This is a genomic window from Cellulomonas humilata (genome assembly GCF_030814415.1).
In the GTDB taxonomy this organism is placed as follows: domain Bacteria; phylum Actinomycetota; class Actinomycetes; order Actinomycetales; family Cellulomonadaceae; genus Cellulomonas; species Cellulomonas humilata_A.
In genome coordinates this window covers 776,788-789,001 of sequence record NZ_JAUSVB010000002.1, presented here as the reverse complement: position 1 = coordinate 789,001, position 12,214 = coordinate 776,788, and the positions used below count along the sequence as shown (strand labels likewise).

Here is a 12,214-nt window from a genome sequence, read left to right as displayed (position 1 = left end):
ACGTCCGTGCCTATCATCGACGCGTGACCGTCTCGCTGACCTCCCACGACCCTGCCCGCCTCGCCGTCGACGCCCTCGTGGTCGCGGTCGCCCAGCAGGACGGTGCACCAGCCGTCCTCGGCCTGGAGCGCCTCCCCAAGGACCTGCGCGCCCAGCTGGCCTCTGCAGCTGCGCTCGGGATCACCGGGGCCCCCGACGAGGTCCGCCGGCTTCCCGGCACGGGGCTGACCGCCACGGTGCTGGTGCTCACGGGCGTCGGGCCCGCGGACAAGATCACCCCCGAGACACTCCGCCGTGCCGCGGGCGCTGCGACGCGCGAGCTCGCCGGCACCGCGAGCGTCGGTCTCGCGCTCCCGGCCGACGACGCCGAGTCGGTGGCCGCCGTCGCGGAGGGCGCCCTGTTCGGCGCGTACTCCTACACGCGCTACCGCGCTTCCGAGGCCGCCAAGCATGCGCCCGTCGGCACGATCCAGGTCGTCACCGCGCACCCCCGGGACCGCGCGACGCTGGCCGCGGTCGCCCGCGCCGAGGTCGTCGCCGCCGCGGTGCACGGCACACGCGACCTGGTCAACGCCGCGCCGAACGACCTGTACCCCGCCGCATTCGCCGAGGCGGCGAAGGCCGCCGTCAAGGAGTCGGGCGCCAAGGGCCTGAAGATCACCGTGCTGGACGACAAGGCGCTCGCCGCCGGCGGCTACGGCGGCCTGATCGGCGTCGGGCAGGGCTCCGTGCGCGGTCCCCGGCTGGTCAAGGTGTCGTACTCGCCGTCGCGTCCGAAGGTCAAGGTCGCGCTCGTCGGCAAGGGGATCACGTTCGACTCGGGCGGCATCTCGATCAAGCCCGCCGCCGGCATGGAGGCCATGAAGTCCGACATGGCCGGTGCCGCGGCCGTGCTGCACACCGTCGTCGCCGCCGCGCGCCTCGAGCTGCCCGTCGCCGTCACCGGCTGGCTGTGCCTGGCGGAGAACATGCCGTCCGGGACGGCTCAGCGTCCGTCCGACGTGCTGACCATCCGGGGCGGGAAGACCGTCGAGGTGCTGAACACCGACGCCGAGGGCCGGCTGGTGATGGCCGACGGCCTGGTCGCCGCCATCGAGGAGAAGCCCGACGTCGTCCTCGACATCGCCACCCTCACCGGCGCCCAGCTCGTCGCGCTCGGGCACCGCGTGTCCGCCGTGATGGGCACCGACGACGTGCGCGGCGAGGTGGTCGCCGCCGCCGAGGTCAGCGGCGAGCAGTTCTGGCCGATGCCGCTGCCCGCGGACCTGCGCGCCTCGCTCAAGTCGAAGGTCGCGGACATCGCGAACATCGGCGACCGGTTCGGCGGCATGCTCACCGCGGGGATCTTCCTGCAGGAGTTCGTCGGGCAGACGCCCTGGGCCCACCTCGACATCGCCGGGCCCGCCTACAACGAGCGGACCGCGCACGGCTACACGCCCGTGGGCGGCACCGGTGTCGGCGTGCGGACGCTGCTGGCCCTGCTCGAGGGTCGGGCGCCGAAGGCCTAGGACGCCTAGGCGTGCTTGCGCTTGCGCGCGAGCCGCTGCCGCGAGTTCCAGTCCCGGACGCGCTGGGGGTAGCCGGTCCGCTGCACGTCGTACACGGGGATGCCCATGTCGCGGGCCAGCTCCCAGGCCGTCTTCGGGTCCGGCACCCGGCGCCGGGTCCACTCACCGTCCGTGGCGACGAGCATCATCGTCGTCGGCGTGGAGTTGGTCTGCGGCTCGACGTACGCCTCGACGCCGACGCGGGTGGCGACGAAGTCCTTCAGGTGGGCGAGCGTCGCCTCGCGCGCGTCGCGGTCCGTCGGCGCGTCGGTGGCGGCCGGCTTGCGGCGTGAGAACAGGCCCATGGCGCACGAGGGTAGCCTGCGAACCTGTCGATCTGCGGGGCGGACTGCGGACGTGACGCACGAGACGGAACAGCAGTCATGGGACGACTGTTCTGAGTGTCACATGGGCGCGTCCGCCGTCCGGGTCGTTCAGGGCCTGCGGGGATGACAGGATGGTCGGCGAGCTCGAGACCACCAAGTCTGCGTATGAGGAGTCTGCACGTGGCCGACACGAACGGCACCGCTTTCGACATCGTCGTCCTGGGCGGAGGCAGCGGCGGCTACGCAGCCGCACTGCGCGCCGCACAGCTGGGCAAGACCGTCGCCCTCATCGAGGCCGACAAGGTGGGCGGCACCTGCCTCCACGTGGGCTGCGTGCCCACCAAGGCGCTGCTGCACGCCGCCGAGCTGGCGGACAACGCCCGCGACGGCGCCCACTTCGGCGTCCACACGAGCCTCGACCACATCGACATGAACGGTGTGAACGAGTACAAGGCCACCGTCATCGGTCGCCTCTACAAGGGCCTGCAGGGGCTGATCAAGTCCCGCAAGATCACCGTGTTCGAGGGCTACGGCAAGCTCGTCGCCAAGGACACCGTCGAGGTCAACGGCGAGCGGGTCACCGGTGAGTACATCGTGCTCGGCACCGGCTCCTACGCGCGCTCCCTGCCCGGTCTGGAGATCGGCGGCCGGGTCATCACCTCCGACCAGGCCCTCCAGCTCGACTGGGTGCCGAAGTCGGTCATCGTGCTCGGCGGCGGCGTCATCGGGTCGGAGTTCGCCAGCGTCTGGAAGTCCTTCGGCGCGGACGTCACGATCATCGAGGCGCTCCCCCACCTCATCGCCAACGAGGACGAGTCCCTCTCCAAGGCCTTCGAGCGCCAGTTCCGCAAGCGCGGCATCAACTTCAACCTGGGCGTCCGGTTCGCCGGCGTGACCCAGGACGACAACGGCGTGCACGTCTCGCTGGAGGACGGCAAGACGTTCGACGCCGACCTCCTGCTCGTCGCCGTGGGCCGCGGCCCCCGCACCTCCGGCGTCGGCTACGAGGAGCAGGGCATCACGCTGGACCGCGGGTTCGTCATCACCGACGAGCGCCTGCACACCGGTGTCGGCAACATCTACGCCGTCGGCGACATCGTCCCCGGCCTGCAGCTCGCGCACCGCGGGTTCGCGCAGGGCATCTTCGTCGCCGAGGAGATCGCCGGGCTCAAGCCCGCCGGCATCGTCGAGTCGGGCATCCCGCGCGTGACCTACTCCGACCCCGAGGTCGCCTCGGTCGGTCTCACGGAGGCGCGCGCCAAGGAGGTCCACGGGGCCGACGGCGTCGAGACGCTCGAGTACAACCTGGGCGGCAACGGCAAGAGCCAGATCCTCGGCACGCAGGGATTCGTCAAGCTCGTGCGCCAGAAGGACGGACCGGTCATCGGCGTCCACATGATCGGCGCGCGCGTCGGCGAGCTCATCGGCGAGGGTCAGCTCATCGTGAACTGGGAGGCCTACCCCGAGGACGTCGCCTCCCTCGTGCACGCCCACCCCACGCAGAACGAGGCCCTCGGGGAGGCGCACCTCGCGCTCGCCGGCAAGCCGCTGCACGCCCACAACTGACCTCACGATTCGAAGGAGACACGAGCGGTCATGTCCGACAACGTGCAGCTGCCCGCACTCGGTGAGTCCGTCACCGAGGGGACCGTCACCCGCTGGCTGAAGAACGTGGGCGACACGGTGGAGGTCGACGAGCCGCTGCTCGAGATCTCGACCGACAAGGTCGACACCGAGATCCCGTCGCCGTTCGCCGGCGTGCTCGAGCAGATCCTGGTGCAGGAGGACGAGACCGTCGAGGTCGGCGCCACCCTCGCCGTCATCGGTTCCGGGGAGGGTTCGTCCTCGCAGGACGCCGCCCCCGCCGAGGAGGCGGCTCCCGCGGCCGCCGCCGAGGAGGCACCGGCCGAGGAGGCACCGGCCGAGGAGGCTCCCGCCGAGGAGCCCGCCGCCGAGGCCGCTCCCGCGGAGCAGCCCGTCGAGGAGCACGAGGAGCCTGCCGCTGCACCCGCTGCCGCCGAGCAGGGTGGCGGGACCGGCGAGAACGTAACCCTTCCCGCGCTGGGCGAGTCCGTCACCGAGGGCACCGTCACGCGCTGGCTCAAGGCCGTCGGTGACGAGGTCGCCGTGGACGAGCCGCTGCTCGAGATCTCGACCGACAAGGTCGACACGGAGATCCCGTCGCCGATCGCCGGCACGCTGCAGCAGATCCTGGTCCAGGAGGACGAGACCGTCGAGGTCGGTGCGGTGCTCGCCGTCATCGGCTCCGGCTCTGCGCCGGCCGCGCCGCAGCAGTCCGCCCCGGCCGAGGAGAAGGCGCCGGAGAAGGCCCCCGAGCCTGAGCCTGAGCCTGAGCCTGAGCCTGCCGCCGAGAAGGAGGCCCCGGCCGCTCCCGCGCCCGTCCCGGCGACACCGACGCCTGCGCCGGTTCCCGCCACGCCCGCTCCGGCCGCAGCCCCCGCGGCGGCGCCGTCCGTGTCGGGCACCTACCTGACCCCGCTCGTCCGCAAGCTCGCGGCCGACAAGGGCGTCGACGTGGCATCGCTGGTCGGCACCGGTGTGGGAGGCCGGATCCGCAAGGAGGACGTCCTCGACGCCGCGGCCAAGGCCGAGGCGGAGAAGGCTGCCGCGGAGGCCGCCAAGGCCCAGCCGGCTGCTGCGGCGCCTGCCGCACCCGCCAAGCCTGCAGCCGCCGTGCCGGCGGTCTCGCCGCTGCGGGGCACCACGGAGAAGGCCAGCCGGCTGCGCCAGATCATCGCCGAGCGCATGGTCGACGCCCTGCACTCGCAGGCGCAGCTGACCACCGTCGTCGAGGTCGACGTGACCCGGGTCGCGCGGCTCCGCGCAAAGGCCAAGGAGGACTTCAAGGCGCGCGAGGGCGTCAACCTCACGTTCCTGCCGTTCTTCGTGCTGGCCGCCGTCGAGGCGCTCAAGGCGTTCCCGAAGATCAACGGTGTGCTTGAGGGCAACCAGATCACGTACCACGCACAGGAGAACGTCGGCATCGCGGTCGACACCGAGAAGGGCCTCCTCGTCCCGGTCATCCGCGACGCGGGCGACCTGAACCTCGCCGGCATCTCGCGCAAGATCGTCGACCTGGCAGGCCGCACCCGCCAGAACAAGGTCACGCCGGACGAGCTCAGCGGTGCCACCTTCACGGTGACCAACACGGGCTCCGGCGGCGCGATCATCGACACCCCGATCGTCCCCGGCGGCACGTCCGCGATCCTGGGCACGGGCGCGATCGTCAAGCGTCCCGTCGTCATCCATGACGCCGACGGCGCCGAGGTCATCGCGATCCGGTCGATGTGCTACCTCTCGCTGTCGTACGACCACCGCCTGGTCGACGGCGCCGACGCGTCCCGCTACCTCTCCGCGGTCAAGAACCGCATCGAGGAGGGCGCGTTCGAGTCCGAGGTCGGTCTCTGATCCGCGGCACCTGACCCACCACGACGGCCCGGTACCCCGCGAGGGGACCGGGCCGTCGTGTGACGGTGCCTGGGGGCCCCCGGCGGGCCGACGGCGCACGCCGACCGTAGGGTGAGCGCCATGCAGGTCGTCATCGCCGGGTCGCACGGCTTCATCGGGTCCGCTCTCGTCCCCCACCTGCGGCGCAGCGGTCACGACGTCCGCGTCCTGGTCCGCGGTCCCGCGAGCGGCCCGTCGCAGATCTCCTGGGACCCCGACGCAGGACGCCTGGACCCCCACGCCGTGGCCGGTGCCGACGCCGTCATCAACCTCGCGGGCGTGAACCCCGGCTCGAGACCGCTCACGACGGCCCGCAAGCGGGAGGTCCTGTCGTCCCGCCTGAACACCACCGGCCTGCTGTCCCGGACGCTCGCCGAGCTCGACGACGGACCGCACGTGCTGCTCCAGGCGTCGGGGATCGGTGCGTACGGCTCCCGCGGGGAGGACGTCCTGGACGAGGACGAGCCGCTCGGGACCACGTTCTTCGCGAACGTCGTACGGCACTGGGAAGCGGCGACCGCACCCGCGCAGGACGCCGGGCTGCGGGTGGTCCACCTGCGGACGGGCATCGGGCTGGGCCAGGGCGGTGGCGCCCTCGGTCGCCTGCTGCCGCTGATCCGGCTGGGCGTCGGTGGCCGGCTGGGGTCAGGTCGGCAGTTCTGGCCGTGGATCACGCTGCTCGACCACGTCCGAGCCGTCGAGCACCTGCTCACCGCGCCGGTGCACGGTCCGGTCAACCTGGTGACCGCCCCGGCGCGCAACGCCGAGGTGATCGCTGCGCTCGCCCGGGCGATGCACCGACCCGCGGTGGTGCCGGTGCCCGCGTTCGCGCTGCGCGCGGTTCTCGGCGACTTCTCGTCGGAGGTGCTCGGCTCGATCCGCGCGATCCCCTCTGTGCTGGACGCGAGCGGGTTCGTGCCGGTGCACGCGGACCTGGCCACGGCAGCGGAGTGGGTCGCTCAGCCCGACTGACGTCACGGCTCGACGACGTCCCAGACCCGCCACCCCTCGGCGGTCCAGCGCAGGCCCAGCACGACCGTACGGGCCTCGGAGGCAGCCACCTGGACCGCGGAGCCGCCGTCGACAGGCACCCGCGAGTGCGCCGACATCGCGGACGTCACGGCGACGTCCGTCGTGTCACCTCGACTGCCGTCGTCCTCGACGACCCAGGCATCCTGCACGTCGACCGCGAGCCCGTCGACCCGTGCTCCCTCCAGGTCCGCGAGCAGCCGCGCGTCTGCCACGGCCGCCGGGCCGTCGGCGATGTCGACCGCCCGGAGCAGGGACACGTCGCCGGTCTCGATGACCTCGGCCCGCGCCTGGCTGAGCTCGATGGCGGCCTGCACAGGGTCGTCGGCCACGGGAGCCGTGGCGGGCTGGCGATCGAGGAGGCGCCATCCTCCGACGCCGGCCGCCAGGACCACCGCAGCGACCGCCACGCCCGTGCCGACACGTGCTGCGCGTCGCCTGCGCCGTTCCCGGGCCTGCCGGCGGGAGAGGACCTCTGCGCGTGCGGGATCGCCCTCGCGCGCCGAGGCCGTCAGCGCCGAGGAGGCCCGTGCGCCCGCGTCGGGGATCCGGACAGGTTCGGGGTCCGCGGTGTCGTAGCACGCGTCGACCACCCGGTAGGCGTCGAGCCCGGGCACCGTCAGCAGCTCGTCGAGGGCCGCCCGCAGGCTCCCGTCGTCCGCCTGGTCGGAGACCAGGTGCACGTCCGCGTCAGGCATCTGGCCGAGCACGGTGGCGACCAGTCGCCGTACGTCCGCCTCGGTGTCAGTGGCGCCGCAGAGGGCACCCCGCAGGTCGGTCAGCACCGGGCGGCCGTCGGGTCGGACCACGATCGTCGACTCGCTCACGGCCCCGTGGGACAGCCCGGCGTGGTGCAGCGCCGCGAGGGCGCCGGCCACGGGGATGGCCACCGTGGCAGCCTCGCCGTCGGCCAGCGGTGCCCGGGCAGCGCGGATCTGCGCGAGCGAGAGGCCGTCGACGTGCTCGACGACGAGCCCGAGCCGCCCGGACGACAGCTCGACGACGTCCAGCACCTGCGGGAGGTGCTCGTGCCGGACGGAGCAGAGCCGCGCGGCGCGCTCCGACATCCCGGCGTCGGCGACGGCGGGCACCACGTGCAGCTCGAGGCGTCGGTCGGAGCCGTCCAGGGCGACAGCGAGCCACCCGGACCCGGCGACCTCGACGGGGTGGAACCCGGCGTCCACGAGGGCGGTCTCGACATCGGTCGGCACGACGAACCTGTCCATCGGGACATCCAAGCCCGATGGGCGCGAGCCCGTCGGGGGTCGTCCACAGGCCCGTCAGGGCAGCTGGACCACCCTGCGCTCGGCAGCCGACACCAGCGCCGCGTCGAGCACCCGGGCGGTGCGGGCCGCATCGGCCGGGTCGACCGGGGGCGGGCCACCGTCGACGACCCACCGCACGACCGCGCGGTACACGTCGCCGTGCCCCCCGGCGGCCTGCGGCACCGGCAGCCGGTCCGCGCCGCGCACCAGCCAGCCCTCGTGCACGGGCTCGCCCGGCCGACGGGTCTCCTCGTAGGCGTCGTCGAGCGCGGCGAACGGGGTCGGTTCGCCCTCGAAGCTGGTCACCAGGTACGCGCCGCCGTCGCCCAGCACCCGCGTGCGTGGCCCGGGGGCGCCCACGACGGAGCCGGCCTGCAGGTGGCTCACGACGCCGTTACCGGCGTGCACGAGCGCGAGGAACACGTCGTCGACGGCCGGCGTGCTGCGGGCGTGGAGCTCGGCGTACACCTGCGCGACGGGTCCGAACAGCTGGACGGCCGAGTCGACCAGGTGGGCGCCGAGGTCGAGCAGGAGCCCGCCGGAGTCGGGGTCGTTCTCCTTCCAGCGGTTCTGCGGCACGGGCCGGAACCTCTCCCACCGCCGCTCGAACCGGTGCACGGTGCCCAGCTGTCCGCCGGCGAGCACCCCGAGCAGGGTCAGCTGCTCGGGGTCCCAGCGACGGTTGTGGAACACGGTGAGCCGCCCGTCGCCGCGCGCCGCCAGCAGCTCGGCGTCGTCCGCGGTGGTGGCCAGCGGCTTGTCGACGAGCACGTGCAGACCCGCGTCGAGCGCCGCCAGGACGTGCGTGACGTGCTCGCCGGTGGGGCTCGCGATCACCACGAGGTCGAGCTCGTCGGCGTGCGCCAGCAGACCGTCGACGTCGGGGACGACGCGTGCTCCCGGCCAGTCCGCCTCGACCTGCACCGCCCGGCTGCGCGTGACCACGGTCGTGACCTGCTGACCGGCCTCGCGCAGCAGCCGGGCGTGGATCCCCCGGCCCGCTCCCCCGTACCCGACCAGTCCGACCCGCAGTGCCTCCATGCGGCTCACTCTAGGTCGGGCGTGACCTTGTGCAGACCGTGCTCCTGGTGCCGGGACAGCGCGCTCGGCCACCACGTGCGGCGGCCGAGGTCGTGCACGAGCGCCGGGACGAGCAGGCTGCGGACCACGAACGTGTCGAGCAGCACCCCGAACGCCACGATGAACGCGATCTGCGCGAGGAACAGCAGCGGGATCACACCGAGGGCCGCGAAGGTCGTGGCGAGCACGATGCCCGCCGACGTGATCACGCCGCCCGTGACGGCGAGCCCGCGGACCACGCCCGCGCGCGTCCCGACCTTCAGCGACTCCTCGCGGACGCGCGTCATCAGGAAGATCGAGTAGTCCACCCCGAGGGCGACGAGGAACACGAAGGCGAACAGCGGGACCACGGGATCGGCGCCGGCGAAGCCGAGGACGTGGTTGAAGACGATCGCCGAGACACCGAGCGCGGCGGCGAACGAGAGGACGTTCGCGGCGAGCAGGAGCGCAGCAGCGGCCACCGAGCGCAGCAGGAACATCAGGATCACGCCGATGACGAGGAGCACGACGGGGACGATGACCCGTAGGTCACGCTCGCTGGCCCGGTTGGTGTCCAGCGTCTCCGCCGAGGCACCCCCGACGAGCGCCGTGGGGCTCACCTCGTGGACCGCGGTGCGCAGGTCGTCGACGGTGGCGACGGCGTCCTGCGTGTCGGCGGACGCGGTCGTGGCGACGTCGAGACGCACGCGGTCGTTGACCACGATGGGCGCCGCGCCGTCGGTGGGCGCGCCGGCGCCTGCCGGCGCGCCGGTGTAAGGGGTCACCGACTCCACGCCGTCGACGCCCTCGGCTGCGGTGGTGACGGCGTCCACGTCCGCCTCGTCCACGATGACGATCGCGGGCTGGACGGATCCGGCCGGGAAGTGCTCCACCAGGACCTCCTCGCCGGCCACCGCGTCCACGTCGGTGAGAAAGATGTCGACCTGGTTGGTCCCGGACGCGTTCAGCGTCGGCAGGAACGCCGCACCGACGCCGAGGGCGAGGGCCGTGACGATCCACACGGGCCTCGCCTTGCGACCGACGAACCGTGCCAGTCGCGGCCACAGCCCCGGGCCGTCGGCGGGGTCGGGCTCGATGGCCGTGTCGACGTGCGCGTGCTCGGCGGTCGTGGCGACGACCGGCGTGGGCCGCGGCGCTCGCGGCCAGAACAGGATGCGCGAGTGCCTGCCGAACACCAGCAGCAGCGCGGGCAGGAGCGTGAGCGCGCCGAGCAGCGCGGACGCGATGCCGATCGCGGCGACCGGGCCCAGGCTGCGGTTGGAGCCGAGGTCGGACAGCAGGAGGCACAGCACGCCGGCGATGACGGTGCCGGCGCTGGCGGCGATCGGCTCGACGCACGCCCGCAGCGCGCGCCTCATCGCGGCCGCGGGGTGCTCGACACGGGCGAGCTCCTCCCGGTAGCGCGCGACGAGGAGCAACGCGTAGTCCACCGACGCCCCGACCACGAGGATGGACAGGATCCCCTGTGACTGGCCGTTCAGCACGAGGGTGCCGTTCGCGGCCAGGTTGTAGATCACGAGACCGGCGAGGCAGAGCGCGAACACGGCGGTGAGGATCACGACGAACGGCAGGAACGGCGAGCGGTACACCAGCACGAGGATCAGCAGCACGGCGCCGAGCGCCACCAGCAGCAGGACGCCATCGATGCCGCCGAATGCGGTCACCAGGTCGGCGACGAACCCGGCCGGACCGGTGACCCACGCCTGGAGCCCTAGCTCGCCGGCCGAGGTCGCGGTGGCCCCCAGCTCGGTCTCCAAGGAGTCACGCAGGGCGACCACGAACGAGTCGGTGACGCCCTCCTCGTCGGCCAGCAGATCCTCTGCCTTCGCACCGTCGAGCGAGAAGGCGACGAGCACCGCCTCGCCGTCCTGCGACGGCACGACCGCCACCTCACCGACGAGGTACTCGGACCAGGTGCCGTCGTTGCCGGGCGGCAGCGCCATGTCCGGCACCGCCTGCGCCCAGTCCTCGACGGCGGCCAGCTGCTCGGGCGTGACGCCGGACCCGTCAGCAGGCTGGAGGACGACGAGCGCGGGTAATGTCTCGGTGTCGACGAAGCCCTTGCTCTCCTCGGCGGCCTGGGTGGACTCGGCCGACGAGGGCAGGAACGCGGAGGCGTCGTTCGTCTGGACCTGCGACAGCTTGCCCTGCGCCATCCCTCCGGCCGACCCGATGCCGAGCCACACGACCAGGGCGACGCCGACGAGGACGGCGCGGAGGACGGTGGACCGGCGATTACTCAGCATGCTGAGTATCATTGAGGCTGATCGTCGAAACAGCAAATGGAAGGGCGAAGCGTGGACCACCAGGGCGTGCCGAGCGACGCGCTCGATCCCGCCTCCCCCGACCCGGCTCAGTGGCCGGTCGGTCGGCTGCTGTCCTCTGCCGCGCGTCGCGTCGAACGGGACTGGAACGCCCACCTGGCCACGTGGGACCTGAACCACGCCAGCCACGCCGTCCTCGCCCACCTCCTGCGCTCGCCCATGTCCCAACGTGAGCTCGCGACCGCCAGCAGTGTCACCGAGCAGACGATGAGCCGCGTCCTGACCCGCATGGAGCGCAGCGGGTACGTCACGCGGGCGCCGCACGACGACGACCGGCGCCGGCACGTGATCACGATCACGGACGCGGGACGCTCGGCCTTCTTCGTGGCGTCGGACCGTGAGCTCGCCGCGTCGATGGTCACCCGCGGGCTCACGCCGGAGCAGGCCGAGCAGCTGCGGCGGCTGCTCGTCGTCGTCGCCGGCGAGCGAGGGCCGGAGGACGACCCCGACCTCTCCGCAGGATCCGCGGGTTAGCCTGGCGGCATGCGGTTCGACGAGCTCGACCTCGGCACACGTCTGCTGCCCTACGAGCCGACGTGGGAGCTGCAGCGCGAGATTCATGCGGCGGTCGCAGACGGCACGCGGGAGGACGTCGTGCTCCTGTGCGAGCACGAGGACGTCTACACGGCCGGCCGTCGCACCGCGTCGTGGGACCGGCCCGTCGACGGCACGCCCGTCGTCGACGTGGACCGCGGAGGCCGCATCACGTGGCACGGACCCGGTCAGCTCGTCGGCTACCCCATCGTGAAGCTCGCGACGCCCATCGACGTCGTGCGCTACGTGCGCGTCCTGGAGGAGGCGCTCATCCGGACGTGCGCGGACCTGGGGCTGACCGCGATCCGCGTGGACGGTCGCAGCGGCGTGTGGTTCGCCGCCGACCACGACCGCCGGGAGCGCAAGGTCGCCGCGATCGGTGTGCGCGTCTCCCGCGGCGTCACGATGCACGGCTTCGCGCTCAACTGTGAGCCCGACCTGGCCGCGTTCGACCGCATCGTGCCGTGCGGGATCGAGGACGCCGACGTCACGTCCCTCTCGGCGGAGACCGGTCGGCGCGTGACGATCGCCGAGGTGCTGCCCCTGGTCCGCGGTCACCTCGTCGACACCCTGGTCCCGATCCTCGCCGCGCACCCCGCCGTCGCGGTGTGACGCGCGACTCCCCCGCAGCCGACGGCGCG

The 12,214-nt window shown here is 72.9% G+C and carries 10 protein-coding genes; 6 read left to right on the top strand and 4 right to left on the bottom strand.

Annotation, left to right across the window (positions count from 1 at the left end; translation table 11 throughout):
* Nucleotides 1-23: 23 nt before the first annotated feature.
* A complete protein-coding gene (locus tag J2X26_RS09610) occupies nt 24-1,508 on the top strand; it encodes a leucyl aminopeptidase (RefSeq protein WP_307491762.1) in 1,485 nt (494 codons plus the stop codon).
* A 5-nt stretch (nt 1,509-1,513) separates the two neighbouring features.
* On the opposite strand, the gene J2X26_RS09605 is transcribed toward J2X26_RS09610, so the two are convergent.
* Nucleotides 1,514-1,852: an oxidoreductase gene (locus tag J2X26_RS09605; protein WP_307491760.1), complete on the bottom strand. Its 339-nt coding sequence runs from the start codon at nt 1,850-1,852 to the stop codon at nt 1,514-1,516.
* A gap of 201 nt (nt 1,853-2,053) precedes the next feature.
* On the opposite strand from J2X26_RS09605, the gene lpdA reads away from it, so the two are divergent.
* The 3 genes from lpdA (at nt 2,054) to J2X26_RS09590 (ending at nt 6,313) form a co-directional block, all read left to right on the top strand.
* Nucleotides 2,054-3,439 carry a dihydrolipoyl dehydrogenase gene (gene lpdA / locus J2X26_RS09600; RefSeq protein WP_307491758.1) on the top strand — a complete coding sequence of 462 codons (1,386 nt, stop codon included), beginning with the start codon at nt 2,054-2,056 and terminating at the stop codon, nt 3,437-3,439.
* 30 nt (nt 3,440-3,469) lie between these two features.
* On the top strand, nt 3,470-5,302 hold the full coding sequence (gene sucB, locus J2X26_RS09595; protein WP_307491756.1) for a 2-oxoglutarate dehydrogenase, E2 component, dihydrolipoamide succinyltransferase: 1,833 nt from the start codon (nt 3,470-3,472) through the stop codon (nt 5,300-5,302).
* Nucleotides 5,303-5,422: 120 nt separating this feature from the next.
* Nucleotides 5,423-6,313 (top strand): TIGR01777 family oxidoreductase, encoded by an 891-nt coding sequence (locus J2X26_RS09590; RefSeq protein ID WP_307491755.1) that lies wholly within the window; start codon nt 5,423-5,425, stop codon nt 6,311-6,313.
* A gap of 2 nt (nt 6,314-6,315) precedes the next feature.
* Here J2X26_RS09590 and J2X26_RS09585 read toward each other — a convergent pair whose 3' ends face one another.
* Genes J2X26_RS09585 through J2X26_RS09575 form a run of 3 tightly spaced genes read right to left on the bottom strand, consistent with a single transcriptional unit; the run spans nt 6,316 to nt 10,961 of the window.
* Nucleotides 6,316-7,596 (bottom strand): hypothetical protein, encoded by a 1,281-nt coding sequence (locus J2X26_RS09585; protein ID WP_307491753.1) that lies wholly within the window; start codon nt 7,594-7,596, stop codon nt 6,316-6,318.
* Nucleotides 7,597-7,650: 54 nt separating this feature from the next.
* Complete coding sequence (locus J2X26_RS09580; protein WP_307491751.1) at nt 7,651-8,676, bottom strand: Gfo/Idh/MocA family protein; 1,026 nt, start codon at nt 8,674-8,676, stop codon at nt 7,651-7,653.
* 5 nt (nt 8,677-8,681) lie between these two features.
* Nucleotides 8,682-10,961, bottom strand: coding sequence for an MMPL family transporter (locus J2X26_RS09575; RefSeq protein ID WP_307491749.1), 2,280 nt, complete (start codon nt 10,959-10,961; stop codon nt 8,682-8,684).
* 51 nt (nt 10,962-11,012) lie between these two features.
* Between J2X26_RS09575 and J2X26_RS09570 the strand changes: the two genes are divergently transcribed.
* Both J2X26_RS09570 and lipB read left to right on the top strand, forming a co-directional pair.
* On the top strand, nt 11,013-11,513 hold the full coding sequence (locus tag J2X26_RS09570; protein ID WP_307491747.1) for a MarR family winged helix-turn-helix transcriptional regulator: 501 nt from the start codon (nt 11,013-11,015) through the stop codon (nt 11,511-11,513).
* 9 nt (nt 11,514-11,522) lie between these two features.
* Nucleotides 11,523-12,185 carry a lipoyl(octanoyl) transferase LipB gene (gene lipB / locus J2X26_RS09565; protein WP_307491745.1) on the top strand — a complete coding sequence of 221 codons (663 nt, stop codon included), beginning with the start codon at nt 11,523-11,525 and terminating at the stop codon, nt 12,183-12,185.
* Nucleotides 12,186-12,214: the final 29 nt, after the last annotated feature.

Coding starts and splice junctions, on each gene's coding strand:
- J2X26_RS09575 (WP_307491749.1), bottom strand. CDS start 10,961: ATGCTGAGTAATCGCCGGTCCACCGTCCTCCGCGCCGTCCTCGTCGGC.
- J2X26_RS09585 (WP_307491753.1), bottom strand. CDS start 7,596: ATGGACAGGTTCGTCGTGCCGACCGATGTCGAGACCGCCCTCGTGGAC.
- J2X26_RS09590 (WP_307491755.1), top strand. CDS start 5,423: ATGCAGGTCGTCATCGCCGGGTCGCACGGCTTCATCGGGTCCGCTCTC.
- J2X26_RS09580 (WP_307491751.1), bottom strand. CDS start 8,676: ATGGAGGCACTGCGGGTCGGACTGGTCGGGTACGGGGGAGCGGGCCGG.
- sucB (WP_307491756.1), top strand. CDS start 3,470: ATGTCCGACAACGTGCAGCTGCCCGCACTCGGTGAGTCCGTCACCGAG.
- J2X26_RS09605 (WP_307491760.1), bottom strand. CDS start 1,852: ATGGGCCTGTTCTCACGCCGCAAGCCGGCCGCCACCGACGCGCCGACG.
- lipB (WP_307491745.1), top strand. CDS start 11,523: ATGCGGTTCGACGAGCTCGACCTCGGCACACGTCTGCTGCCCTACGAG.